This is a genomic window from Stenotrophomonas sp. JAI102 (genome assembly GCF_013409105.1).
In the GTDB taxonomy this organism is placed as follows: domain Bacteria; phylum Pseudomonadota; class Gammaproteobacteria; order Xanthomonadales; family Xanthomonadaceae; genus Stenotrophomonas; species Stenotrophomonas maltophilia_AA.
Genome location: NZ_JACCCI010000003.1, coordinates 349162 through 374062 on the forward strand (window position 1 = coordinate 349162; position 24901 = coordinate 374062).

General features: G+C 65.2%; 21 protein-coding genes. 7 read left to right on the plus strand and 14 right to left on the minus strand.

Annotated elements, in window-relative coordinates:
- Window positions 1–89: 89 nt before the first annotated feature.
- The 11 genes from HDC96_RS14725 to dnaA form a co-directional block, all read right to left on the minus strand.
- Window positions 90–503, minus strand: coding sequence for a biopolymer transporter ExbD (locus tag HDC96_RS14725; protein WP_179460653.1), 414 nt, complete (start codon window positions 501–503; stop codon window positions 90–92).
- Window positions 504–506: 3 nt separating this feature from the next.
- Window positions 507–932: a biopolymer transporter ExbD gene (locus HDC96_RS14730; RefSeq protein ID WP_176990753.1), complete on the minus strand. Its 426-nt coding sequence runs from the start codon at window positions 930–932 to the stop codon at window positions 507–509.
- Between the two features lie 57 nt (window positions 933–989).
- Window positions 990–1748, minus strand: coding sequence for a TonB-system energizer ExbB (gene exbB, locus HDC96_RS14735; protein WP_179460654.1), 759 nt, complete (start codon window positions 1746–1748; stop codon window positions 990–992).
- An 86-nt stretch (window positions 1749–1834) separates the two neighbouring features.
- Window positions 1835–2392 (minus strand): energy transducer TonB, encoded by a 558-nt coding sequence (locus HDC96_RS14740; RefSeq protein WP_026069914.1) that lies wholly within the window; start codon window positions 2390–2392, stop codon window positions 1835–1837.
- Between the two features lie 257 nt (window positions 2393–2649).
- Entirely contained in the window at window positions 2650–3846 is a 1197-nt protein-coding gene (locus HDC96_RS14745) for a tetratricopeptide repeat protein (RefSeq protein ID WP_179460655.1), read from the minus strand.
- A 142-nt stretch (window positions 3847–3988) separates the two neighbouring features.
- Complete coding sequence (locus tag HDC96_RS14750; RefSeq protein WP_179460656.1) at window positions 3989–4795, minus strand: M48 family metallopeptidase; 807 nt, start codon at window positions 4793–4795, stop codon at window positions 3989–3991.
- A 71-nt stretch (window positions 4796–4866) separates the two neighbouring features.
- Complete coding sequence (locus tag HDC96_RS14755) at window positions 4867–5718, minus strand: CPBP family intramembrane glutamic endopeptidase (RefSeq protein ID WP_179460657.1); 852 nt, start codon at window positions 5716–5718, stop codon at window positions 4867–4869.
- A 73-nt stretch (window positions 5719–5791) separates the two neighbouring features.
- On the minus strand, window positions 5792–8251 hold the full coding sequence (gene gyrB, locus HDC96_RS14760) for a DNA topoisomerase (ATP-hydrolyzing) subunit B (protein ID WP_179460658.1): 2460 nt from the start codon (window positions 8249–8251) through the stop codon (window positions 5792–5794).
- Window positions 8252–8365: 114 nt separating this feature from the next.
- Window positions 8366–9463, minus strand: coding sequence for a DNA replication/repair protein RecF (recF, locus tag HDC96_RS14765; RefSeq protein WP_179460714.1), 1098 nt, complete (start codon window positions 9461–9463; stop codon window positions 8366–8368).
- Between the two features lie 1114 nt (window positions 9464–10577).
- The gene (dnaN, locus tag HDC96_RS14770; RefSeq protein WP_019184048.1) at window positions 10578–11678 is read right to left on the minus strand and encodes a DNA polymerase III subunit beta; all 1101 of its coding nucleotides are present in this window, start codon (window positions 11676–11678) and stop codon (window positions 10578–10580) included.
- Between the two features lie 276 nt (window positions 11679–11954).
- Window positions 11955–13289 (minus strand): chromosomal replication initiator protein DnaA, encoded by a 1335-nt coding sequence (gene dnaA / locus HDC96_RS14775; RefSeq protein WP_176990746.1) that lies wholly within the window; start codon window positions 13287–13289, stop codon window positions 11955–11957.
- A gap of 253 nt (window positions 13290–13542) precedes the next feature.
- Between dnaA and rpmH the strand changes: the two genes are divergently transcribed.
- The 5 genes from rpmH to HDC96_RS14800 all read left to right on the plus strand — a co-directional run bounded on the left by rpmH (window position 13543) and on the right by HDC96_RS14800 (window position 18515).
- Window positions 13543–13683, plus strand: coding sequence for a 50S ribosomal protein L34 (rpmH, locus tag HDC96_RS14780; RefSeq protein WP_006404565.1), 141 nt, complete (start codon window positions 13543–13545; stop codon window positions 13681–13683).
- Window positions 13684–13688: 5 nt separating this feature from the next.
- A complete protein-coding gene (gene rnpA / locus HDC96_RS14785) occupies window positions 13689–14180 on the plus strand; it encodes a ribonuclease P protein component (RefSeq protein WP_176990745.1) in 492 nt (163 codons plus the stop codon).
- Window positions 14180–15877: a membrane protein insertase YidC gene (yidC, locus tag HDC96_RS14790; RefSeq protein WP_179460659.1), complete on the plus strand. Its 1698-nt coding sequence runs from the start codon at window positions 14180–14182 to the stop codon at window positions 15875–15877. The genes rnpA and yidC overlap by 1 nt, the downstream gene beginning before the upstream one ends.
- A 107-nt stretch (window positions 15878–15984) precedes the next feature.
- On the plus strand, window positions 15985–17328 hold the full coding sequence (gene mnmE, locus HDC96_RS14795) for a tRNA uridine-5-carboxymethylaminomethyl(34) synthesis GTPase MnmE (protein ID WP_179460660.1): 1344 nt from the start codon (window positions 15985–15987) through the stop codon (window positions 17326–17328).
- 134 nt (window positions 17329–17462) lie between these two features.
- Window positions 17463–18515 (plus strand): glycerophosphodiester phosphodiesterase, encoded by a 1053-nt coding sequence (locus HDC96_RS14800; RefSeq protein WP_179460715.1) that lies wholly within the window; start codon window positions 17463–17465, stop codon window positions 18513–18515.
- Between the two features lie 141 nt (window positions 18516–18656).
- On the opposite strand, the gene HDC96_RS14805 is transcribed toward HDC96_RS14800, so the two are convergent.
- Window positions 18657–19439, minus strand: a complete 783-nt coding sequence (locus tag HDC96_RS14805; protein ID WP_179460661.1) for a rhomboid family intramembrane serine protease — start codon at window positions 19437–19439, stop codon at window positions 18657–18659.
- A 97-nt stretch (window positions 19440–19536) separates the two neighbouring features.
- A complete protein-coding gene (locus HDC96_RS14810) occupies window positions 19537–20496 on the minus strand; it encodes a TerC family protein (RefSeq protein WP_123730941.1) in 960 nt (319 codons plus the stop codon).
- Window positions 20497–20775: 279 nt separating this feature from the next.
- On the opposite strand from HDC96_RS14810, the gene HDC96_RS14815 reads away from it, so the two are divergent.
- Both HDC96_RS14815 and HDC96_RS14820 read left to right on the plus strand, forming a co-directional pair.
- Window positions 20776–21945 carry a class I SAM-dependent rRNA methyltransferase gene (locus tag HDC96_RS14815; protein WP_179460662.1) on the plus strand — a complete coding sequence of 390 codons (1170 nt, stop codon included), beginning with the start codon at window positions 20776–20778 and terminating at the stop codon, window positions 21943–21945.
- Between the two features lie 161 nt (window positions 21946–22106).
- Complete coding sequence (locus HDC96_RS14820; RefSeq protein ID WP_179460663.1) at window positions 22107–23351, plus strand: dipeptidase; 1245 nt, start codon at window positions 22107–22109, stop codon at window positions 23349–23351.
- A 132-nt stretch (window positions 23352–23483) separates the two neighbouring features.
- Here HDC96_RS14820 and HDC96_RS14825 read toward each other — a convergent pair whose 3' ends face one another.
- Window positions 23484–24896 (minus strand): amino acid permease, encoded by a 1413-nt coding sequence (locus HDC96_RS14825; protein ID WP_179460664.1) that lies wholly within the window; start codon window positions 24894–24896, stop codon window positions 23484–23486.
- Window positions 24897–24901: the final 5 nt, after the last annotated feature.

Below are 24901 nucleotides of genomic sequence, written 5' to 3' on the forward strand. Positions count from 1 at the left end.
GCTGGCGCGTATCCACGGCCGGCGGCACAAAAAAAACGCCCCTGTTTCCAGGGGCGTTTTCCAGTCGCGTCATGACTGCGTCTTGCGTATTACTGCTGCACGAAGCCGATCTTCTTCATCTGAGCATTCTTCGCGGCAGCCAACACCTTGGCCATCACGTCGTACTCGGAGTCCGGGCTGGCATCGATGCGCAGTTCCGGCTGGTTGGTCGGATCACGCTGGACTTCCTGCTCCATACGCTGCTGCAGTTCGGCCACTGCCACCGGGCTGTTGTTCCAGGACACCTGATTGCTGGCGTCCACCTTCAGCTCGATCGGCGGCGGCGGCTCAACGGTCACCGGGGGTGGGTTGAGCACGCGCTGCGGCAGGTCAACGGCGATCGGGTACGTCATGATCGGCGCGGTGACGATGAAGATGATCAGGAGCACCAGCATCACGTCCACGAGGGGCGTGACGTTGATGTCGGCCATGGGGCCGCGGCTACCACCAGTACTGAATGCCATGGCTTACTGCCCCTTCTCTTTGGTGGCGACGAAGCCCACGTCGAGCATGCCCTGTTCCTGCGCGATCTTCGTCATCTCGTTGATGACGCGCATCTTGGTGGTGCGGTCACCACGCAGGTTCAACGGCGGCTGCGGGGTCTGCTGGGCGGCGGTCGCCAAGCGCGACTCGAGCGTCTGCTTGTCGATTTCCTCGTCGTTCCAGTAGATCGAGCCGTCTTCCTTGACTGCCAAGGTGATCGGGCTCGCCCGCTTTTCAGCGTCTTCCGGATTCTGCACCAGGTTGGCCTCAGGCAGATCCACCTTGACCTTGTGGGACATCAGGGGCGCCGTGATGATGAAGATGATCAGCAGCACCAGCATCACGTCCACGAGGGGCGTAACGTTGATGTCGGCCATGGGGCCGCCGCTGTTACCACTACTGAAAGCCATAACGGGCTCCGTCTAGATCGTGTTGACTACGTTCTCGCTGGGTGACGCGCGTCGCTATTAGCGAACGCGCGAACCGGTGGCGAAGAAGTCGTGCAGGTCGTGAGCGAACGTATCGAACTTGCTGATCGTGGCGCTGTTGATCTTGCTGAAGAAGTTGAAGGCGAACACGGCCGGGATAGCCACGAACAGACCGATGGCGGTCATGATCAGTGCTTCACCCACCGGGCCGGCAACGGCGTCGATCGAGGCGGAACCGGTAGCACCGATCTTGATCAGCGCGCCGTAGATGCCCCACACGGTACCCAGCAGACCCACGAACGGAGCGGTCGCGCCGACGGTGGCCAGCAGGGTCATGCCCGACTGCAGGTTGTTGCTTTCGCGGGTCACGGCCTGACGCAGGGCGCGATCGACGAACTCCGAACGGCTCAGGTTCTCACCCAGGCCACCCGAGGTGCCGCCTTCCGAACGCTGGTGGTGCGCAGCAGCCTGTGCAGCGTCCAGAGCGATCTTGGAGAAGGGCTCCGAAGCCGGCTGTTCTTCCATGGCACGGATGGCGTCCTGGGCGTTCGGGGTATCCCAGAACAGGCTGGTGACCTTGTCGGCAGCAGCCTTCAGGCGGGTAGCGCGGAAGATGTTGATGACGGTCCAGTACCAGGACATGGCGGACATGATGACCAGGGTCAGCAGCACGATCCAGGAGACGGCGAAGTCACCCGGCTGGGTGGTCATCTCGTGGATCAGGTGCTCGAAGCCCATCTGCGACAGGGCGTTGGAGTTGCCCCCGGCAGCAGCGGCGATGAAAAGTTCCTGCAGCATGACGCTTACCTTTGTTGTGTGTGGTGATAAAGGGTATTGCTAGAAATAACCGCTAGAGGCGGTGGCCGGCGGGCCACCGGCCACTATCAGTTCAGCGCAAAGTTGACCGGGACGCGAACGCGACCTGCGACCTTCTTCCCGCCCGATTCCGCGGAACGGAAGCTCCATTTGCGAGCTGCTTCCATGGCGGCGCGATCGAGGTCACGGTTACGGCTGGACTTCTCGACCGACACATTGGTGACGTTGCCATTGGCATCGACGTCAATGATCAGGATGACTTCACCCTGGATACCAGCACGGAACGCGGCCGGCGGGTAACGCGGGGGGTTCATGTTCTTCGACGAGATGTCGACGCTTGCCTCGATGGTGCTCGGGGGCTGCGGCGGCGACGGCGGCGAAGGCGGCGTGACGATGTCGGTCGGACGCGGGTCCGGGATATCGACCACAGGAGCCTGCGGCGGCGGCGGAACCGGGGACGGCTTCGGCGGCGACAGGTTCTTTACCGGCGGCGGCGGAGTGTCATCCGGCGGCGGCGGCGGCGGCGGCGGTGGGGGCGGCGGCGGAGCGTCGACCAGGGTCACCATGATGTTGCGTTCTTTCTCCGCCACGGCCTTGGGAGCCACAGCCGGGATCAGAAGCATCATGAAGGCGGCGAGATGCAGTGCGATTACAAAAGCGATACCCACGATACGCGGCCAGGAGAGGCCGGTGTCATCGCGTTGTTCGTACCTGTGAACGACTAGTTGTTCCGTCATGCGCCAAGAGCTCATTAGTGGGGCCGGGATACCCGGGGACAGGTAGCCCATGATCAGCGGTGCATGACACCGCAGGAACCTCCAAGCTTATACCAATCCTGAGCGCCTGCGCATCACTTCTGCAGGCATTCAGGCGTTATTCCTACTTACTTCAGGTTGATGATTTTCTTGGCATCCGCCTGGTTCTTCACACCCTTCGCCAGCGCTTGCTGGGCGGCCTGCTTGGCCTCCGGAATGCGACCTTCCGAATGCAGCACGCGTGCCAGATTCAGGTAGGTCTCGCCGTCCTTGGAAAGCGGGGCAGCCTTCTGCCACGCCTCGATCGCCTTGTCCGTCTGCTGCGGGTCGGAGTAGTAGTACGCCTGGGCCAGTGCCAGGTATACCTGATAATCCGGCTTCAGGATGTTTTTCTGCAGGCCATCATTGATAACGGCAATGAGTTCCTTTTCTTTGTTCTCGCTGTTGGCGTAGATCGAGTACAGCTGCTTGTACTCGCGCTCGTCGGTCAGCTGGCCGGCGGCGTACAGCTTGGCCATGACAGCGCCAGCCTGGTCCATCTGGTCGGCCTGCATGTACATGCTGGCCAGGTTCAGCTGGGCTTTCTTGTCGTTCGGGTTCTTGGCGGCCAGGGCCTCGGCCTGCTTGACCGCTTCACCGGTCTGGCCGCCTTCGGCCATGGCAGCCATCAGCAGCTGGTTCCAGCTGTCCTTCGGCTCCGGCGAGCCGGCGATGGCCTGCTGCAGCACCGGGATGGCCTCGGCGTAACGCTCGGCCTGGTACAGCGCCTGGCCCTTGGCGATCAGCTCTTCGGGCTTGTTCGACTTGGTCTCGGCGAAGTACTTGTCCAGCGTGGCCAGGCCTTCGTTGGTCTGGTCGTCCTGCAGCTGCAGCTGGCCGAGCATCAGCATCGACTGGTAGTGGCCGTTGTTGTCCAGCCCACCGAGCTGCAGCACCTGCTCGAGGTACTTCTTGGCGGCGGCGCTGTCGTCGAGCTGGTAGGCGGCCTGCGAGGCCAGCTGCGCGGCGAGCGACTTGTCGTAGTTGTTTGCGGCCGGGTTGGCCAGGATCTCTTCGGCCTGCGCGCGGGTTTCCGGGAACTTCTGATCGTTGTAGCTGTCAATCAGCTTCTGCAGCTTCGGGCCGACCTTGGCCGAGGACTTCTGCTCCGGCTCCTGGCGGGTTGCGTTCGGGTAGAGCACTTCGGCCTTGGCCTGCTTCTTCCCACCGCGGGCACCGCGCTCCGAAGAGCGCGCCTGGGCAAAGGCATCGGTGATCATGGCGCCACTTACAGCGGTCGCGATGAGGACGGAAAGGACGGCTTGCTTGTGGTTGCTGAAAATCATCTTTCACCTCGATCGAACCGCCGCAGCGGCATCAAAACGGACTGTCAGAAAAATCTGAGCCGCCAAACGTATCAGAAACTGATGGCGTGAGAAATCGTTTCCGATGCTGCAATACAGCATCTTTTGGTCGTATACGGGGGCGTCAACCGCACTTCGGCCGCCGTCCGGCCGCCTGAGCCTGTTGGTATACACCACTCAGGGACGGCGCGTCCCGCTGCAGTTCGCGGATGCGGTTGGCCGGATCGGGGTGGGTGGACAGCCACTGCGGTGACCGGCCGCCACTGGCCGCCATCATGTTCTGCCACAGATCGACCGCCTGCGCCGGGTTGAAACCGGCCTCGGCCATCAGCCGCTGGCCGACGATATCGGCCTCGCTTTCCTGGGTGCGCGACCCCGGCAGCAGGAAGGCTGCCTGGGCGCCAGCGCCACCGAGCTGGTTGACCGTGCTGGCCGCCCCCTCACCGTACGCCGCGCCGGCGAGGGCACCGAGCACCGACAGGCCGGTCTGCGCGCCCATCTGCCGGGTGATGCGTTCTTCGTGGTGGCGGGAGATGACGTGCCCGATCTCATGCCCGATCACCGCGGCCAGCTGATCCTGGTTCTTGGCGACGCTGAAGATGCCGGTGTTGACCCCGACCTTGCCGCCGGGCAGGGCGAAGGCGTTGGGTTCCTTGTCGACCATCAGCGCTGTTTCCCACCGTACGCCACGGTACTGTTGGGGCAGCTGGGCGACCAGCGCGTTCACCACGCACTGCACGTAGGCCGTCTGCTTCGGATCCTTGCTGAGCGTGCCTTTGGACTTGGTTTCGGTGAACGCCTGCGCGCCGAGCTGATCCAGTTCGGCCTGCGACACCCCGCCGACCATCTGGCGGCGGCCGGTCGGCGACGTCGTGGTGGCGCACGCGCTCACCAGCATGGCGATGGCAATTCCCAACAGTACTGGTTTCATGTGCGATCCCCCGTGTTCATGTGCGCAGTGTGGAACGCGGCGACGTAAATTTTCGTCAAGCCGCGCAGTGATCAGTGGATGCCCAGGAACATCAGCGCGACCAGCGCGATGCCGTTGTTCAACCCATGTGCGACGATCGGGGCCCACAGGGTTCCGGTGCGCTGGTACAACCAGGCGAAGGCGGCGCCCATGCTGCCGTAGACCAGCCACAGCTGGGCGATTTCCCACGGGCCGTTGGCACTGGTGCCGGGGATTTCATGCACGAGGGCGAAGGCCAGGCTGCTCAGGACGATGCCCAGCACCGGTCGGCCGGCCTGCCACAGGCGACCGAACAGGACACGGCGGAACAGCAGCTCTTCGTAGGCCGGCGCGAGCACGACGGCAAACAGCGCGAGGAACCAGGGGAAGCGCGTGATCGCCTGTTCCATCAGCGCGAGGTTGGTTGGCACCGGCTCGATGCCGGCCTGTTTGGCCAGCCAGGCGATCAGGTTGCTGCCGATGATCACCGCGGTGGCGACCAGCAACGTCCAACCCCAGGTCGAGGGGCGACGCGCGGCCTGCAAGGACAGCGCACGTTCGGCGGGCGTGGCCCGGCGACGGAAGAAGTACAGCACCAGCGCCGCGCCACCGGTGGCGCCCAGTGCCATCAGGATCTGGGCGAGTGCACCCGGTTGGCCCAGCTGTTGGGCAAGATCCGCCACGGCGGAGGCGTCCGCGCCGTCGCGGGCGGCCTGGTAACCCACGATCGCGCCGCGATACAGCCCCCACACCAGCCCGCCGATCAGGCTCAGCGACAGCAGGACCGCTGCGCCGATGCCCAGATCGATGAAGAACCCCGCGAGCGGAGAACCCGGCGCGCGCGGTGAAGAGGGAACGACAGGGGGCAGCGGAGGCGTCATGGACGCCGGGGTGGTTGCGGACATCGGATTCCTGGCATCGGGGAGCGATGGCCGGCCAGGGTGCAGGTCGCACCCGGCCGGCCCGTTCCCGATTGTGTCAGATATCCAGGTTGGCGACCTTCAGCGCATTGTCTTCGATGAAGTCGCGGCGCGGTTCGACCACGTCGCCCATCAGCGTGCTGAAGATCTGGTCGGCAGCGACGGCGTCCTCGATGCGCACCTGGAGCAGCCGGCGCGTCTCCGGGTTGACCGTGGTATCCCAGAGCTGCTCGGGATTCATTTCACCCAGACCCTTGAATCGCTGGATCTGGCGGCCCTTCTTGGCCTCATCCAGCAACCAGTTGCGCGCCTCGGCGAAGCTGGCCACCTCGGCCGACTTGGCGCCGCGGCTGATCTTGGCACCGGTCCGGACCAGGCCATGCAGCAGCAGCGAGGACTGGTGCAGGGCACGCAGTTCGCCGGTTTCGAACGCGGCCAGCGGCAACACCTGGATCATCTGTTCGCCCATGTGGCGACGCGTGACCAGCACAGCGGCCGGGCGCTCGTCGGTGGGTTCCTGCAGTTCCAGCGTGTAGCGCGGCGAGCCTAGGCTGCCCTGGTTGAGACGGGTCGCCAGCGCGGCCAGGCCTTCCTCGGCACCGGCCTTGCGTAGGTGTTCCAGATCCATCGGGGTGAAATCGATGAGCGCTTCGAGTACCTGGCGGTCATAGCGATGGCCGTTGCGCGCGATGGTTTCCTGGGCCGAGGCATAGGAGAGCAGCAGCTTTTCCAAGGCGACGCCTTCGATGCCCGGTTCGCTTTCGGCCGGAATCAGCGAGGCGTTTTCCACCGCGCTGCTGGCCAGGTACGCGTCCAGTGCCGGGTCGTCCTTCAGGTACAGCTCCTGCTTACCCTGCTTGATCTTGTACAGCGGCGGCAGCCCGATGTAGATGTGGCCGCGCTCGATCAGCTCCGGCATCTGACGGTAGAAGAACGTCAACAGCAGCGTACGGATGTGCGCGCCGTCGACGTCGGCGTCGGTCATGATGATGATGCGGTGGTAGCGCAGCTTGTCCGGGTTGTATTCGTCCCGCCCGATGCCGGTGCCCAGCGCGGTGATCAGCGTACCGACCTGGTCCGAGGCCAGCATGCGGTCGAAGCGCGCGCGTTCCACGTTGAGGATCTTGCCGCGCAGCGGCAGCACCGCCTGGTTCTTGCGGTTGCGGCCCTGCTTGGCCGAGCCACCTGCCGAGTCACCCTCGACGATGAACAGTTCGGACAGCGCCGGATCCTTTTCCTGGCAGTCGGCCAGCTTGCCCGGCAGGCCGGCGATATCCAGCGCGCCCTTGCGGCGGGTCAGATCGCGCGCTTTGCGCGCCGCTTCACGGGCACGCGCGGCGTCCACGATCTTGCCGGCGATCGCCTTGGCTTCGTTCGGGTTTTCCTGCAGGAACTCTTCCAGGCGCTGGCCGAAGGCACTTTCCACGGCCGGGCGCACGTCCGAGCTGACCAGCTTTTCCTTGGTCTGGCTGGAGAAGCTCGGGTCCGGCACCTTCACCGACAGTACCGCGATCATGCCTTCGCGCATGTCATCGCCGGTCAGGTTGATCTTGGCCTGCTTGGCGATGCCGTTCTGCTCGATGTAGTTGTTGAGCACACGGGTCAGCGCACCACGGAAGCCGGCCAGGTGGGTACCGCCGTCCTTCTGCGGAATGTTGTTGGTGAAGCAGTACATCGTTTCCTGGTAGGAATCGGTCCACTGCAGCGCCACGTCCACGACGATGCCATTGGACTCGCCGGTGACCGAGATCACGTTCGGGTGCAGGGGCGTCTTCAACTGCGCCAGATGCTCCACGAAGCTGCGGATACCGCCTTCGTAATGGAAGTCGTCACGGCGGCCATCGCCGCGCTCGTCGACCAGCACGATCTTGACGCCGGAATTGAGGAAGGACAGTTCGCGCAGGCGACGGGCCAGGATGTCGTAGTGGAACTCCACGTTGTCGTGGAACGCCTTCACCGACGGCCAGAAGCGCAGGGTGGTGCCGCGCTTGCTGCTGGCTTCGACCTGCTTCAGCGAGTTGACCGCCGCACCGTCCGCGAATTCCTGCTGGTAGTGGAAGCCGCCCTGGTAGATGTCGAGCAGCAGCCTCTGGGACAGCGCGTTGACCACGCTGACGCCGACGCCGTGCAGGCCGCCTGAAACCTTGTAGCTGTTGTCGTCGAATTTGCCGCCGGCGTGCAGGACCGTCATCACGACTTCGGCCGCGGAGACTTCGCGATCGAGCTTCTTGCTCATCTGCTCGTGCTTGCCGGTCGGGATGCCGCGCCCGTTGTCCGACACCGAGACCGAGCCATCGGCATGGATGATGACCGAGACGTTGTCCGCGTGACCGGCCAAGGCTTCGTCGATGGAGTTGTCGACAACCTCGAACACCATGTGGTGCAGACCGGTGCCGTCATGGACGTCGCCGATGTACATACCAGGACGCTTGCGGACAGCCTCGAGGCCTTCCAGGGCGGTGATGCTGTTGGCGTCGTAGTTGCCGCTGTTTGCGGGGATGTTCTGTTCTTCAGTCATTGCGCTTGCCGTAGGCTCCGCAGGTCGGGCCACCGCGGTGAGGCGGGGCGCCGGGTAATAAGGGGTTGCAACAGCAATTATACCAGCCGGGCACCGTGGCCCCTGGGGGGACCACTATGGCACAGGCTGGACCTGTCCATGTTCCACGTGGAACCGGGTGATATCCGGTGCGTCCATCAGGGCCGCCGGGACTTCGGTGGCTGTGATGAAGATCTGCGCCGGGCCCGCCTTCAAGCGCTCCAGCACGCGCGCCTGGTGATGGCGATCCAGTTCGGAAGAAAGATCGTCCAGCGCGATGACCGGCCATTCCCCGCGCTGTTCCGCGTAGTCCTCGGCCTGGGCCAGCAGGCAGGTGAGGGCGGTCAGTTTGGCCTGTCCGCGCGAAAGCGCATCCCGCCCGGGGATGGTCTCGAACCCGACACTCCAGTCGGCCCGGTGCGGACCCACCGAGGTGTAGCCGGCCATCCGGTCGCGCTCGCGGGCCAGGAGCAGGGCGTCGGAGAGGGACAGCTCCTGTTTGCGCCAGCCAGGGCTGAGGTTCAACGACTGGATGCCCAGATTGGGCGCCAGTACGGCGGCCAGTTCCACGGTCCGCTCCTGCAGCCGCTCCAGGTAGTGCTGACGGCGGGCCGTCAGGGGTTCGCCCGCTTCGGCCAGCTCCCGATCCCATGCATCCAGGGCATGCGGGTGCCCGCCCTGCTTGAGCAGGGCATTGCGCTGCTTCAGGGCCCGTGAGTACCGCCGCCACAGTCCCATGAAGTCTGGTTCCACGTGGAACAAGCCCCAATCGAGGAATCGGCGGCGGGGTTCACCGCCGCCACTGACCAAGGCGTGGCTGCCAGGTTCAAAGGTCACCACGGCCAGGGCTGCACAGAGCGTGCCCAGCTGGGCGACGTCTTCCCCGTCCAGCCGCCCTTTCCACTCCTGGCCGCTGTGGCGAAGCCCCGCCTTTCGACGAGTCGGCGTATCGGCGCCCTCTCGCTGCTCGTCCCATTCGACGAACACATCCAGCGCCTCCCGCCCCTGGCGTACCAGGCCATCCCGCACCCGTCCGCGGAAACTGCGGCCATACGCCATCACATGCAGCGCCTCCAGGACACTGGTCTTGCCGGCGCCATTGTCACCGGTGATCAGATTGATGCCCGGTTTCGGCGCCAGTTCGACGGTGTCGAAGCGGCGGACCTGGTGCAGGGACAGACGGCGGATGTGCATGCGGACGATCAACGCCGCACGGGGCGGCAGACGGGTAGAGGAATCGATCAGCTTACTGCATTGTCCTGGTTCCACGTGGGACACCGCCTCCCGAAGAGTAGGCCGCGGTAAGGATGTCGGCTCTTCCAGAAGGATGTCTGGCGCCAAAGGCATCCATCCGAGGGCGCGAGCCACTATGCGAACCCGCTCGCTGCGGCACCGCCACCCAGGCCGGGACGGGCATACACGGTGCGCCACGTGGAACATGTCCCTGGATGAGCAGCAACGAGATCCAGAAACGCCTTGAATTTCTTCAAATCTGAGGCGTGCGCAGCAGGGAGGCCCTGCAGATTTCAAGAAATTCGCGCCGATCTCCACGCGTCAGGACGGCTCGATCCGAGCAGACCGTCCATTTCTTTCAATTCTGCGAACCAGCGGTGGAGACGGCTGTCCAGAATCCAACGGACGCCACGCAGACCCAAACGAGACTGTCCACATCCCCCATGTATGACTTATGCACAACCCATGGGCAATCTGTGGATAAAAAGCACCCCTCGGAGGGCCTTGAAAGATATCCACAGGATCACCCCCAGGCTTAGACCCTGTTTTACCGGGGGTTTCGAGGCTATATTTGCCTTTAAAACCAATCACTTAACCTACTTTTCAACCAAATCTGGCCCTACCACCACCACCTAGCTTTAGATTTATATACAGTTTTTAAAAGCATAGAGCTGTGATTCAGCCGTTCAAAAAGCAGGCTGTAACCGCGCTCCAGGGCAAGAGGTAAATCCCGCTCGTTCACGACCTTGGATCTTCGGGAATCGACATCGGCAGCAGCGGGCTACCGACCGGATCCGAGATCGCCCTTTGGTTGAACGCCAGCGCTGGATCTATGCTGGCGTGTGCGCGTCGCGCTAGGAGACGCACCGCTGCCAATGACCGCTTCGACCGAGCGCACTGCCGACAAGGCGTTGCCCTGGAGGTGCGAAGCTTCAAGCAGGCGGCACACCGGTATCGATATCCGCCCATTTGCTGAATGCTCCACGTGGAACATCGTTTCTTCCACCCAAAAAGAAACCCGGCATTGCCGGGCTTCTCTGAATCACTCGGTTCCACGTGGAACCTGCGTCTCAGGTCACAGACGCAGCGGCATCACCACATGACGCGACTTCTCGCTGCTGGCCTCACGGACCAGGGCGGAGGAGTTCGAATCGCGCAGCTGGATCACGACGTGCTCATCGCGCAGTGCCGACAGCGCGTCCAGCAGGTAGTTCACGTTGAAGCCGATGGCCAGATCGCTGACCGTGGTGTCGGCCTCGATTTCTTCCTGGGCTTCTTCCTGCTCCGGGTTGTGCGCGCTGATCTTCAGGTTGCCCGGCGAGACTTCCACGCGGATGCCGCGGTACTTCTCGTTGGACAGAATCGCAGCGCGCTGCAGCGAGGCACGCAGCGCTTCGCGATCGACCTTCACTTCGCGGTCGGCACCGATCGGGATGACAGCCTCGTAATCCGGGAAGCGGCCGTCGATCAGCTTCGAGGTGAAGGTCACATCGTCGCGCTTGACGCGGACATGGCTGCGGCCGACTTCCAGCTCGATCTCGCGATCGCCGCTTTCCAACAGACGCTGCAGTTCGGTCACGCCCTTGCGCGGCACGATGATCTGACGCTTGGCGCCGCTGGCTTTTTCCAGTTCGGTTTCGCACAGCGCCAGGCGGTGACCGTCGGTCGCCACAGTACGCAGGGCATCGCCGCGCAGGTCGAACAGCAGGCCGTTGAGGTAGTAGCGCACGTCCTGCTGGGCCATCGCGAACGCAGTGCGCTCGATCAATTCCTTCAGGGTCGCTTCGCCGATGGCCACGCGCTCGGTCGCTTCGACTTCGTCTACCGACGGGAAGTCGTTGGCCGGCAACGTTGCCAGGGTGAAGCGGCTGCGCCCGGCCTGGACGGTGATCTTGTCACCGGTCTGCGAGACGGTGATCCGGCTGCCATCGGGCAGGGCGCGGATGATCTCGAACAGCTTGCGGGCGGGGATGGTGGTCTCGCCGTCCTGGGCATCTTCCACCGCGATCCGCGACACCATTTCCACTTCCAGGTCCGTGCCGGTCAGCGACAGCTGTCCGTTCTGGACCTGAACCAGGAAATTAGCCAGAACCGGCAGGGTCTGGCGGCGTTCGACCACGTTGACGACTTGTGCCAACGGCTTGAGAAAGGCTTCGCGCTGCAGTGTGAAACGCATGTGGTTCCGTGCCCCTATGCTTTAAAAAAATGTGGAATAAATCAAAAGCTTGGTGGTGCTGGTAGGGCCAGAATCGCGGGAAAACACGACTAAGCCTTTGTAAACAAAAGGATTTCTGACCTCGAAACCCTCTGCATTACTAGCCCCCAAGGGGTGGGGAAAGCTGTGGATAACTTTACCGTCGAATCGACCGGGTTTCTTATCCACAACCTATCCCGCGCTTACTACCGGATTCTGCACCGTTTTATGCGATGACGCCTTAGCGGCGTACATGCATCATTCGCTCAACTTCCGGATCAGCTTGTCCCAGTCTTCCCGCAACTTGCCGTCCGCTTCCATCAACGTCCGGATCTGCCGGCAGGCATGCAGCACCGTGGTGTGGTCCCGCCCGGCAAAGGCGTCGCCGATTTCCGGCAGGCTGTGCTCGGTCAGTTCCTTGGTCAGGGCCATGGCGACCTGACGGGGACGGGCCAGCGACCGGGTCCGACGCTTGGACAGCAGATCCTTGATCTGCAGCCCGTAGTAGTCGGCCACGGTTTTCTGGATGTTGGGAATGCTGATCGCCTGCTGCTGGGCGCGAAGCAGGTCGCGCAGGGTTTCCTGGGCGAAATCAGTGGTGATCGCACGGCCGGTGAAATTGGCGCGGGCGGCCAGGGTATTCAACGCACCTTCGAGGTCGCGGACATTGGAGCGCATCTTCTTGGCAATCAGAAACGCCACATCGTCGGGGATATCGGTGCCACGCTCGCGGGCCTTGGCCAGCACGATCGCTGCACGCGTTTCGAAGTCCGGCGGCTCGATCGCCACCGACAGGCCCCAGGCCAGCCGCGACTTCAGCCGTGCTTCCAGGCCCTCGACTTCGCGCGGGTACCGGTCGCAGGTCAGGATGATCTGCTGCTTGCCGTCGAACAGGGCATTGAACGTATGGAAGAACTCTTCCTGGGTACGGTCCTTGCCGGCGAAGAACTGGATGTCATCGATCAGCAGCGCGTCCACCTGCTGGAACTGGCGCTTGAACTGGTCCATGGTTTTTTCCTGCAGCGCACGGATCATCGCGCTGAAGAACTGCTCCGAACGCAGGTACAGCACCTTGGCTGCCGGATTGGCCTGACGCATCGCATTGCCGGCCGCGAACATCAGGTGGGTCTTGCCCAGGCCGGTCCCGCCGTACAGCAGCAACGGGTTGTGGGCCCGGTCGCCCGGCTTCTGCGCCGCCTGGAACGCCGCGGCCAGACCCAGCTGGTTGCTGCGGCCTTCCACGAAGTTGGCGAAGGTGTAGTGCGAATCCATGTTGCCGGCGAACGGCACCAGCGGTTCCGCCGGGGCTGCGGGCGCCGACAGGCCCGGAATCGACGCGATCTGCGCCTCTACCGGACGCGGACGCGAGCCGATTTCAAGAAAAACGTCGCCGAAACCGGCGAAGTGCGCCACCAGCTCCTTGATGCGCGGCAGGTACAGCTCGCGCACCTGGTCGACGATGAAGGCGTTTGGCGCATAAAGCACCAGGCTGTCCGCGCGCAGATCTGCCTGCAGCGGCTTCAACCAGGTGTGAACATCTTCGGGCGGGAACTCCGCTTCGAGGCGTTCGAGGGAACGAGACCAGGCATCCATCGGCAATAATCGTCTGAGGCCAGCGGATAGGCGAACAAAAGCGCCGCACCGCAGGCCGGAAGGGGGGAAGAATGGATGGCGCAGACTACCACCGACGAGGGGGGCCGGGAATGGTTGTCCCAAAGTTATTCACAAAATGATCCACAGCTATTGCACAGCCCGGTGAATTCCCGTAGTGACAGACACTTGACGGGACCTCGATGAGGTCTATAGAATTTCCGGTTCTTTCCGTCCCCTTCATATAGAGGCCCGCATGGCCACCAAGCGCACTTTCCAACCCAGCAACCTCAAGCGTAAGCGCGACCATGGCTTCCGTGCCCGTATGAAGACCGCTGACGGCCGCAAGATCCTGTCGCGTCGCCGCGCCAAGGGCCGTAAAGTCCTGAGCGCTTGATTGCAATGCCGCTTTCCGCGGCAGACGCAATCCTGACTGTGAGCAGTTCCGACCCGCGCAAGCGATTTCCTCGCTCTGCGCGGGTTCGTACGCGTGCCGAATATACAACGGTCTTCAACGGCGCCCGCCGTGTGTCCGATCCGCTGATGACCCTGCACTGGCTGAAGAGCGATACGCCAGCCAGGTTGGGTCTTGCGGTGTCGCGCAAAGTCGATCCCCGAGCCGTGGGTCGCAACCGAGTGAAGCGTGTGCTGCGCGATGCCACACGCCATCTACGGCCGTGGATGAGTGCCGGCGATTACGTCGTCGTTGCCCGCAGCGCCGCCCGTACCGCCAGCAATCCCGAAATCCGCCAGGCCTTTGAACGCCTGCTGCGCCGCCTTGGCGCATTGCCCATGCCGGGCGCGGACGGCACAATGCCGCCGCCCCTGGGCGTTGCACCCCTTTCCCAGTCCGAGCCGGCATTGCGTGCCGGCCCCGCCGAGCCTGCACGCTGATGAACCAGACCCGCGTTTTCCTGATTTTTGCCTGGCTGATGGTGGCCGTGTTGCTGTGGATGGAGTGGGGCCGCGACAAAGCCGCGCCGCCGACCCCGGCCGTGGCCGCCCAGACCACCCAGGCCAGCGTGCCGGGTGCCGCTGCCGGCAGCATCCCCGGTGCCGCCGTGCCCCAGGCCGACGGCACGCTGCCGGCGGCCCAGCCGACCGCGCAGGCCGCGACGGGCCCGGCCCGCGTGACCATCACCACCGACGTGCTGCGCCTGGTGCTGGACGGTGGCACGGTGCTGGACGCCGAGCTGCTGCAGTTCCCGCAGACCAAGGAAGAAGGCAGCCCGCCGGTCCGCCTGCTGACCGAAGAGGCGACCCACCCGTACCGCGCGGTGAGTGGCTGGATCAGCGAAGACAAGACCATGCCGGTGCCGGCCGCCAACGGCTTCAAGCTGGTCGGCGACAACCACGACTTCGAGCTGGCCAAGGGCCAGGACGAGGTCACGGTGCCCTTCGAATGGACCGGCCCGAACGGCGTGACCATCCGCCGTACCTATTCGCTGGGTCGCAACGAGTACGCGATCACGGTGAAGGATGAAGTGGTCAACGGCGGCAGCGCTCCGTGGAGCGGCTACGTGTTCCGCACCCTGGACCGCACCCCGACCATCCTTTCGCGCAGCATGACCAACCCGGACTCGTTCAGCTTCAACGGCGCGACCTGGTTCAGCCCGCAGGACGGTTACGAGCGTCGCGCGTTCAAGGATTACCTGGACGACGGCCACCTCAACCGCACCATCACCGGCGGCTGGCTGGCGATGCTGCAGCACCACTTCTTCACCGCGTGGATTCCGCAGGCCGACCAGGCCGCGCAGTACTCGCTGGCGCAGAACAACGGCCGCGACCAGATCGAAGCGCGTGGCCCGGCCTTCACCGTGGCCCCGGGCCAGCAGGTCAGCACCGAGGCCCGCCTGTGGGTCGGCCCGAAGCTGGTCAACCTGATCGCCAAGGAAGACGTGAAGGGCCTGGACCGCGTGGTCGACTACAGCCGCTTCTCGCTGATGGCGATCATCGGCCAGGGCCTGTTCTGGGTGCTCAACCAGGTCCACAAGGTCGTCAACAACTGGGGCTGGGCGATTGTCGGTCTGGTGGTGCTGCTGAAGCTGGTGCTGTATCCGCTCTCGGCCGTGCAGTACAAGTCCGGCGCCAAGATGCGTCGCTTCCAGCCGCGCATCGCGCAGCTCAAGGAACGCTATGGCGATGACCGCCAGAAGTTCCAGACCGCGATGATGGAGCTGTACAAGAAAGAGAAGATCAACCCGATGGGCGGCTGTCTGCCGATCCTCATCCAGATGCCGATCTTCTTCGCGCTGTACTGGGTGCTGGTGGAATCGGTGGAACTGCGCCAGGCCCCGTGGCTGGGCTGGATCCAGGATCTGACCGCGCGTGACCCGTACTTCATCCTGCCGGTGATCAACGTGGCGGTGATGTGGGCCACCCAGAAGCTGACCCCGGCGCCGGGCATGGACCCGATGCAGGCCAAGATGATGCAGCTGATGCCGCTGGTGTTCGGCGTCATGATGGCCTTCATGCCGTCCGGTCTGGTGCTGTACTGGGTCGTCAACGGTGGCCTGGGCCTGCTCCAGCAGTGGTGGATGACCAAGCGTCATGGCAGCGATCCGCTGCCGGTCGTCACCGCCAAGAAGTAAGCCGCACAGGAAACCCGCCGCAAGGCGGGTTTCCTGCATCTGCGGCCGCGCAGCCGCGTGGTCCGTAGAATGCCCCCTGATTCCCCGCACGCTGCAGTGAGCCCGACATGACCCATGCCCCCGACACCATCGTGGCCATCGCCACCGCGCCCGGCGCTGGCGGCGTCGGCATGCTGCGGCTGTCCGGCCCGCAGGCGCGCACCATTGCCGAAGCCATCGGCGTGCGCGCGATGCAGCCGCGGCACGCGCACTACGCGCGCTTCCGCGATGCGGGCGGCGAGGTGATCGACGACGGCATCGCGCTGTGGTTCCCGGCCCCGAACAGCTTCACCGGCGAGGAAGTGGTGGAACTGCAGGGGCATGGCAGCCCGGTGGTGCTGCAGCAGCTGGTCGCGCGCTGCATCGCCTTGGGCGCACGCCAGGCACGGCCCGGTGAGTTCAGCGAGCGCGCCTTCCTCAACGGCAAGCTCGACCTGGCCCAGGCCGAGGCCATCGCCGACCTGATCGCCGCCAGCGACACCCGCGCGGCGCGCGCGGCCCGCCGCTCGCTGGACGGCGTGTTCTCGCGCCGCGTCGATGAGGTCGCGGAACAGCTTGTTCTGCTGCGGATCCACGTGGAGGCGGCGATCGACTTCGCCGACGAACCGCTCGATACCCTCGGCGGGGCGCAGGTGCGCAGTGGCCTGGTCACCGCGCTGCAGGCGCTGCTCCGGCTGCGCGACGATGCCGAGCGCGGCCGCAAGCTGCGCGACGGCCTGCATGCGGTGCTGGTGGGCCCGCCGAACGCCGGCAAGAGTTCACTGCTCAATGCGCTGGCCGGCAGTGAGCGGGCGATCGTCACTGACATCGCTGGCACCACCCGCGACACCCTGCGCGAAACCATCCGTATCGACGGCCTGGAACTGACCCTGGTCGACACCGCCGGTCTGCGCGAAGGCGGCGATGCGATCGAGCGGGAAGGCATGCGCCGGGCGCGCGCGGAGATGCAGCGCACCGACCTGGCCATCGTGGTGGTCGATGCGCGCGATCCGCAGGCCGGCCGCGCCGCGGTGGGCGACAGCATCGCCGAGGTGCCGCAGCAGCTGTGGATCCACAACAAGAGCGACCTGCTGGACGCGATCCCGTCCGATGTCCCGGCGGACGTGGTGCATGTCTCGGCCGCGACCGGCCTCGGCCTGGATCAGCTGCACGCGCGCCTGCGCGCGCTGGCCAGTGGCAGCGCCGGCGACAGCGTGGACGGCGAGTTCTCCGCGCGTGCCCGCCATGTGGAGGCGATCAGCCAGGCCGTCGGCCATGCCGAGCGCGCCGAATCGGAGCTGGTCCACGAGCACCTGGAGCTGGCCGCCGAGGAACTGCGCCTGGCCCATGAGGCGCTGGGCGAGATCACCGGGCGGATGAGCGCCGATGACCTGCTGGGGCGGATCTTCTCGAGCTTCTGCATCGGGAAGTAGGGGACGCCTTTCTTCGCGCTGTCACAGCCTTGCAGCAGACTGACCGGGTTCTTTATCGACAGGGGTTTGCAGTGTCCAAGCAGTTGTGGGGAGGTGTGTTGCTGGTGTCGCTGGCCGTGGCACCATCGGTGGCCATGAGCGCTGAATCGTCTTCCTCCACGCCGGCCAAGGCCGCCGTCTACGGCCACCGCGGTGCCAGTGCGCTGCTGCCCGAGCACACGCTCGCCGCCTATGCCCAGGCCATCGCCGACGGCGCCGACTACATCGAGCCGGACCTGGTGATGACCAAGGACGGTGTGCTGGTGTCGCGCCACGAGAACGAGATCGGCGGCACCACCGATGTGGCCGCGCATCCGGAGTTCGCCAGCCGCAAGGCGGTCAAGACCATCGATGGCGAACGCATCGAAGGCTGGTTCACCGAAGACTTCACCCTGGCCGAGCTGAAGACGCTGTACGCCCGCGAGCGCCTGCCGCAGCTGCGCAGCACCGCGTTCGACGGCCAGTTCCGCATCGCCACGCTGGACGAGATCATCGCCTTCCTGGTGCAGCAGGCCGGCCGCGCCAACCGCGGCATCGGGCTGGTACCGGAGATCAAGCACGGCACCTACTTCACGCGCATCGGCCTGCCGATGGAAGACAAGGTGGTCGCCGCGCTGCAGGGCAACGCCTACACGCGCGTGGCGCCGGTGACGATCCAGTCGTTCGAGGTGGGCAACCTGCGTTACCTGCGCGGCAAGCTCGGTCGCGACAGCAACATCCGCCTGCTGCAGCTGCTCGGTGACCCGAAGCAGCAGCCCGGTGACGTGCTGGCCGCCCAGGGCAGCCAGCGCTATGCCGACCTGATCACCCCGGCCGGGCTGCGCGAGGTGGCCACCTACGCCGATGGCATCGGCCCGAGCCTGCGCATGGTCATTCCGCTGGACGCGCAGGGAAAACTGGGCACCCCGACGTCGCTGGTGCGTGATGCGCATGCGGCCGGCCTGATGGTGGTGCCGTATACGTTCCGGCCGGAAAACTACTTCCAGGCCGCGGAGTTCCGCAGCGGCGAGCCGAATGCCCGCAATGCGGAAGGTTCGGTCGCCGAGATGCGGGCCTACCTGGCCACCGGCATCGATGCGTTCTTCACCGATGACCCGGCGCTGGGCCGGCGTGCGGTGGATGGGGATGGGACACCGGCGACCCGGTAGGTACCGACCGTTGGTCGGTACGATCGTGATCGGTGCTGCGCGCATCGACCTTGGTCGGTAGACGCGATATCGGAATGTCCGGCGCACGGCAGCCACGCATGGCGTGGCTGTACCTCGGCATGCCATCAGATGGCGTTGCGGTCAGTCCAGCGATGACCCTTCATCGCGCCGCCGGAACGGGAGCACCACGAAGTCGCGGCCCTCGCGCGGTTGCCACAGCACCGGGACGCGGGTCGGGGAGGGCGGTTCCAGATCGGCGTCGCGCGCTGCCTCGATGTCGTCCTCTTCCTCGTCCTCCCAGCTGTAGCGCTTGCGCGGCGCCATCGGGTCGGAGAGGCGGAACAGCAGTGCGCTGATGATGCCGGCGAAGGCACCGCCCATATGCGACTGCCAGGACACGCCCGGTTCGTGCGGGAGGATGGTGAGCAGCATGCTGCCGTAGAACAGGAAGGCGATCAGTCCGGCCGCGATCGCCGGCCGGTCGCGGCGCAGCAGGCCGAGCACGAACACCAAGAACATCAGGCCGTGGGTGATGCCACTGGCGCCCAGATGGTGGCTGCCCAGATCGCCGAGCAGCCAGGCGCCCAGCCCCGAGCCGACCCACAACAGGGGCAGCGCGCGCAGGGTGGCCTTGGGATAGACGCTGCCGGCCAGCGTGCCGAGGATCAGCAGGGCCGCCGCATTGGCACCGAGATGCTGGATTGAGCCATGCAGCAGCGGTGCACCGAGAATGCCGAGCAGGCCGGCCTTGTCCAGCGGGGCAACCGCCCACGGACGCCAGTCGAAGTGGCCTTGGGCGGTATAGACCGCCACCAGCAGCAGCACGAAGGCTAGGCTCAGGTTGAACGCCCGCAGCACACCACCACGGTCGTTGCGGGACGGGACCGGCGGCGCGCCGGCGGGCTGGGGCAGGTTGGCGTTCATAGCCTTAGGGATGGCGTCGCCCCGGATGAACACAAGGGCAACGCCGTGGGAGAGAGAGGTACCGCCTGCGGGACAATCCCGCAGGCGGCACGGTCGGTCAGGCGTGGCCGCCTTCCTTCGGCGGGTTCTTCAGGCTCAGCACCACGGTCGCGGCGATGATCACCGCCACCACGCCCAGCGAGATCGGGGTGGGGATCTTGAAGATGTCGATCAGCATCATCTTGATGCCGATGAAGGCCAGCACCAGGGCCAGGCCGTACGGCAGCAGGTGGAAGCGATCGGCCATGCCGGCCAGCAGGAAGAACATCGCACGCAGGCCCAGCACCGCGAAGACGTTGGAGGTCAGCACGATGAACGGGTCGGTGGTGATCGCGAAGATCGCCGGGATGCTGTCCACCGCGAAGATCACGTCGGTCACCGCGATCAGGATCAGCACCACGAACAGCGGCGTGAACCAGCGCTTGCCATCGCGCATGACGCTCATCGCGTTGCCGGCATAGTCCGGCAGCAGGCGCAGGTGCTTGCGCATCCAGCGCAGGGCGGGGTTGGTCTCGAGATCCGGCTCGCTACCGGCCGAGAACCACATCTTCCAGCCGGTGAAGAGCAGGAACGCGCCGAACACGTAGAGCAGCCAGTGGAACTTGGTCAGCAGCACGCTGCCGGCGAAGATCATGATCGTACGCAGCACGATCGCGCCCAGGATGCCGATGATCAGCACCTTCTGGCGCTGTTCCTCGGGCACCGCGAAGTAGCCCATGATCATCAGGAACACGAAGATGTTGTCCACGGCCAGGGCTTTCTCGACCAGGTAACCGGTCAGGAACTCCAGGCCGACCTTGTTGGCCACCACCTGGCCAGCGGTCTCGTTCAGGTAGTACCAGAGGCCACCGTTGAAGGCCAGGGCCAGCGCGACCCAGCCGATGGACCACCACAGGGCCTCCTTGAAGGTGACCTTGTGCGGCCCGCCGTGTCGCATCAAAACGAGATCGACCAGCAGCGCGATGATCACCACCGCGCCGAAGCCGCCCCACAACCACACATTACCGATCGTCTGCATTGGGTTTGTCCGTTGGAAAAATAGAATGCCTCAAGCCGGACGGCGAGGATCTGCAACGGAGGATCGGGGGGATCCGGGGACAGAGCTTCGCCATACGGCGAAGGTCTCGCTCGCAGTCCCGATGGGTGGGACTGCCGTTGCACCGGAGCCTGCGGGCTCGAATTGACGGCGACAACGTCTGGGAGCTACTCCCCTTCTGGGGCCGATTCTGCGGGGTGCCGGGGCCGGCGTCAAATGGCGGCCTGCCGGCCGGGGCCGGGGGCCGTTTACAATACGCATATGAATACCCCCCTTCCCGTTGTCCGCCTCAAGAACGCCTGGCGCTCCAGCCACCCGTGGATCTTCCAGAAACTGGTCGAAAAGCCGGCCGTCCGTCCCAAACCCGGTGCCATCGTCGACGTCGTCGGCGTGGATGGGGAGTGGATCGGGCGTGGCTTCTACAACGGTCACTCGCGCATCGCCGTGCGCATCCTGGAGACCGATCAGGCCATCCCGGTCGACGCCGGCTGGTTCTCGCGCAAGATCGCCCAGGCGGTGTCGCTGCGTCGTGAGGTGCTCAAGCTGGACGAGATCTCCGATGCGTGGCGCGTGGTCCACAGCGAAGGCGACGGTCTGTCCGGCCTGGTCGTGGACCGCTATGGCGATCTGGTCGTGGTCGAGTTCTTCGCCGCCGGCATGTTCCGCCACCGCGAGTGGGTCTACGAGGCCCTGCGCGAGCAGTTCCCGGGTTGCCGTTTCCACAGCTTCGCTGACGAACACGTGCAGAAGCAGGAAAGCTTCGACTTCCACGGCAACACCACCACCGAAGCCTCGGTGATCACCGAGTATGGCGTGAAGTTCCGCGCCGACCCGGCCGGTGCGCACAAGACCGGCTTCTTCGCCGACCAGCGCGAGAACCGCCAGTGGCTGAGCCAGCAGGTGGAAGGCAAGACCGTGCTGGACCTGTGCTGCAACACCGGCGGTTTTGCGGTGTATGCCGCCGCGCGCGGTGCGGCCGAGGTGGTCGGCATCGACATCGATGAAGACGTGATCGCCATCGCCAAGGGCAACGCCAAGCTCAACAACGTGCGTCCGAAGTTCATCCAGTCCGACATCTTCCCGTGGCTGCGCGATGCGTCCAACCGCGGCGAGCAGTTCGACGTGGTGATCCTCGACCCGGCCAAGATGACCCGCGACCGCGACCAGGTCATCACCGCGCTGAAGAAGTACCTGGACATGAACAAGCTGGCGCTGGGCGTGGTCAAGCCCGGTGGCCTGCTCGCCACGTTCTCGTGCACCGGCCTGGTGGCCGAGGACCAGTTCCTGGACATGCTGCGCCGCGCCGCGTTCTACGCCGGCCGCACCATCCAGATCCTGAAGGTGGCCGGCGCCGGTCCGGACCACCCGTTCATGGCCCACGTGCAGGAATCGCGCTACCTCAAGGCCGTGTTCTGCCGCGTGGTGGACTGATCCGCACCGGGATCCGGGCCACGTTAGGCATCGGTAGTGCCGGCCGCTGGCCGGCTCCTCCTGGTGTCCGATTGTCGCGGGGAGCCGGCCAGCGGCCGGCACTACCGCTTGTTGTCCTCTCGGCGCTATGGTCTGACGCTTCCCATCCAAGGTGAGGTGTCATGACGTTGCGCAGTCTGTCTTTGCTGGTTTCGCTGGCGTTGTGCACGCCACTGGCCGCCCACGCGATCGAATTCACCCCGCAGGAACTGGCCAGGGCGTCCACGCTGCAGCACCGGCTGCTGACCCTGGACAGCCACCTCGACACGCCCGCCAATTTCCACCGCGACGGCTTCGACATCACCCAACGGCACGATCACAACGCGCTGTCGCAGGTGGACTACCCGCGCATGGTCGAAGGCGCGCTCGATGGCGGCTTCTGGGCGATCTACACCGACCAGGGCGACCGCAGCGCGCAGGCGCACCAGCATGACCGCGATGCCGGCCTGCTGCGCCTGACCGAGATCCGCGAGATGCTCGCCGCGCACCCGGACACCTTCCAGCTTGCGCTGACCGCCGCCGATGCCGCGCGCATCAAGGCCGCCGGCAAGCGTGTGGTCTACATCAGCATGGAGAACGCCAGCCCCCTGGTCGACGACCCCACGCTGCTCAGCTATTACCACCTGGCCGGCCTGCGCCTGCTCAGCACGGTGCACTTCGCCAACAACGAGTTCGCCGATTCGGCCACCGATCCCAAGGGCGCCGAGTGGAAGGGCCTGAGCCCGGCCGGCAAGGCGCTGGTCGATGAAGCGGTGCGGCTGGGCATCGTCATCGACCAGTCGCATGCCTCCGATGCGGTGTTCGATGATCTGATCGAACGCATGCCGGTGCCGTTCGTGCTCTCGCACAGCTCGGCCAAGGCGATCTACAACCATCCGCGCAATCTCGACGATGTGCGCCTGAAGCGGCTGGCCAAGGCCGGCGGCGTCATCCAGGTCAACGCGTATGGCGGTTACCTGATCGATACCGGCAAGAGCGAGGCGCGCAAGACGGCCGAGACGGCCCTGATGGAACAGCTCGGTACCGATTACGACGGCATGAGCATCCAGCAGGGCGTCGCGCTGAAGAAGGGGCTGGAAGAGATCGACCAGCGCATCCCGCTGCGCAAGGCCACGCTCGACGATTTCTTCGCCCACTTCGAGCACATCCTGAAGGTGGTCGGCCCTGAGCACGTGGGCATCGGGCTGGACTGGGACGGCGGCGGTGGCCTGGCCGACCTGCCCGACGTGAGCCAGTTGCCCAAGATCACCGCGTGGCTGCTGCGCAAGGGCTACAGCGAGCAGCAGATCGCCGGTATCTGGGGCGGCAACCTGCTGAGGGTGATGGCGCAGGCCCAGGCGCATGCCCAACAGGCAGCTAAACCCTGATCCCGGAGCGGTAGTGCCGAGCCATGCTCGGCAACGCGCAATCGCGCAATCACGCAATGCGGCCGAGCATGGCTCGGCTCTACCAGACCATGGCGGCGGTAGGTGCCGACCGTGGGTCGGCACACACCCGGATCACGCCTTGCCCAGCACCGCATTGCGACGCCCATAGGCGAAGTAGGCGATCAGGCCCAGAACGTTCCACGCCAGGAAGTACAGCTGGGTCGTGCTCGGCAGGCTGAAGAACAGGTACACGCAGCCGATCACCGCCAGCGGGCCGACCACGTAGGCCAGCGGCGTGCGGAACTTGCGCACCCGGTTCGGCTCGCGCTTGCGCAGCACCACCAGGCACAGGCCCACCGCGGTGAACGCGGCGAGCGTGCCGGCGTTGGCCAGTGCGGCGATCTCATCCAGCCGTGCCACACCGGCCAGCGCCGCGACCAGCACGGCGGTGAACAGCGTGGTGGCGATCGGGGTGCCGGTGCGCGCGCTGACCTTGGACAGGCCACGCGGCAGCAGGCCATCGCGCGACATGACGAAGAAGATGCGGCTCTGGCCATACAGGAAGGCCAGCAGCACGGTCGGCAGCGCGATCACCGCCGCTGCGCCGATCCACTTGGCCGCGCCCGGGCTGCCCAGCTCGCGCAGGATCAGCGCCAGCGGCTCGGCGCTCTGGCCGAAGATCGTGTAGCTCATCGCACCCACGGCGGCCAGCGCCACCAGCACGTAGATGATGGTGCAGCCGACCATCGAGCCGATGATGCCGATCGCCAGGTCGCGCTCGGGCTTCTTGGTTTCTTCGGCCGCGGTGGAGATCGCATCGAAGCCGTAGAACGCGAAGAAGATGATCGCTGCGGCCGCCATCACCCCGCGTTCCACGCCATCGGCGCCCAGCGACTTGACGAAGCCGAACGGCATGAACGGCTCCATGTGGCCGGTATCGAAATGGGGCAGGGCGATCGCCACGAACACGGTCAGCGCGATGATCTTGATCACCACCAGGACCGCGTTGAGGGTGGCGCTCTCCTTGGTGCCGGCCATCAGCATGCCGGCCACCAGGAAGGTGATCAGCACCGCGGGCAGGTTGATGAAGCCGCCTTCCACGTGGGGACCGGCGGTCAGCATCAGAGGCAGGTCGATGCCAAAGCCCTGCAGGAAGCCGACGGCGTAGCCGGACCACCCGACCGCCACCGTACTGACCACCAGCGAGTACTCCAGGATCAGGCTCCAGCCGACCACCCAGGCCACCACCTCGCCGAGCGCGGTGTAGCTGTAGGTGTAGGCGCTGCCGGCGGCCGGCATCATCGTCGACAGCTCGGCGTAGGACAGGGCCGCACAGGCGCAGACCGCACCGGCGATGGCAAAGGAGATCAGCACCGCGGGGCCGGCCAGGTTCGCGCCGACACCGATCAGGGTGTAGATGCCGGTGCCGACGATCGCGCCGATGCCCAGCGCGATCAGGTGCGGCCAACTCAGGGTCGGGATCAGTTGCCTGCCGGCTTCATGGACGGTGACGGTGTCTAGGGACTTGCGCCGGAGCAATGACATGGGGC

Bases quoted from the DNA above. Each gene is read 5' to 3' on its own strand.
- HDC96_RS14825 (WP_179460664.1), bottom strand. From the start codon at position 24,896: ATGTCATTGCTCCGGCGCAAGTCCCTAGACACCGTCACCGTCCATGAA.
- HDC96_RS14725 (WP_179460653.1), bottom strand. From the start codon at position 503: ATGGCATTCAGTACTGGTGGTAGCCGCGGCCCCATGGCCGACATCAAC.
- HDC96_RS14755 (WP_179460657.1), bottom strand. From the start codon at position 5,718: ATGTCCGCAACCACCCCGGCGTCCATGACGCCTCCGCTGCCCCCTGTC.
- rpmH (WP_006404565.1), top strand. From the start codon at position 13,543: ATGGCCACCAAGCGCACTTTCCAACCCAGCAACCTCAAGCGTAAGCGC.
- HDC96_RS14820 (WP_179460663.1), top strand. From the start codon at position 22,107: ATGACGTTGCGCAGTCTGTCTTTGCTGGTTTCGCTGGCGTTGTGCACG.
- HDC96_RS14810 (WP_123730941.1), bottom strand. From the start codon at position 20,496: ATGCAGACGATCGGTAATGTGTGGTTGTGGGGCGGCTTCGGCGCGGTG.
- dnaN (WP_019184048.1), bottom strand. From the start codon at position 11,678: ATGCGTTTCACACTGCAGCGCGAAGCCTTTCTCAAGCCGTTGGCACAA.
- mnmE (WP_179460660.1), top strand. From the start codon at position 15,985: ATGACCCATGCCCCCGACACCATCGTGGCCATCGCCACCGCGCCCGGC.
- HDC96_RS14740 (WP_026069914.1), bottom strand. From the start codon at position 2,392: ATGATGCTTCTGATCCCGGCTGTGGCTCCCAAGGCCGTGGCGGAGAAA.
- HDC96_RS14815 (WP_179460662.1), top strand. From the start codon at position 20,776: ATGAATACCCCCCTTCCCGTTGTCCGCCTCAAGAACGCCTGGCGCTCC.
- gyrB (WP_179460658.1), bottom strand. From the start codon at position 8,251: ATGACTGAAGAACAGAACATCCCCGCAAACAGCGGCAACTACGACGCC.
- yidC (WP_179460659.1), top strand. From the start codon at position 14,180: ATGAACCAGACCCGCGTTTTCCTGATTTTTGCCTGGCTGATGGTGGCC.
- exbB (WP_179460654.1), bottom strand. From the start codon at position 1,748: ATGCTGCAGGAACTTTTCATCGCCGCTGCTGCCGGGGGCAACTCCAAC.
- rnpA (WP_176990745.1), top strand. From the start codon at position 13,689: ATGCCGCTTTCCGCGGCAGACGCAATCCTGACTGTGAGCAGTTCCGAC.
- HDC96_RS14745 (WP_179460655.1), bottom strand. From the start codon at position 3,846: ATGATTTTCAGCAACCACAAGCAAGCCGTCCTTTCCGTCCTCATCGCG.
- HDC96_RS14730 (WP_176990753.1), bottom strand. From the start codon at position 932: ATGGCTTTCAGTAGTGGTAACAGCGGCGGCCCCATGGCCGACATCAAC.
- dnaA (WP_176990746.1), bottom strand. From the start codon at position 13,289: ATGGATGCCTGGTCTCGTTCCCTCGAACGCCTCGAAGCGGAGTTCCCG.
- HDC96_RS14750 (WP_179460656.1), bottom strand. From the start codon at position 4,795: ATGAAACCAGTACTGTTGGGAATTGCCATCGCCATGCTGGTGAGCGCG.
- recF (WP_179460714.1), bottom strand. From the start codon at position 9,463: ATGCACATCCGCCGTCTGTCCCTGCACCAGGTCCGCCGCTTCGACACC.
- HDC96_RS14800 (WP_179460715.1), top strand. From the start codon at position 17,463: ATGAGCGCTGAATCGTCTTCCTCCACGCCGGCCAAGGCCGCCGTCTAC.
- HDC96_RS14805 (WP_179460661.1), bottom strand. From the start codon at position 19,439: ATGAACGCCAACCTGCCCCAGCCCGCCGGCGCGCCGCCGGTCCCGTCC.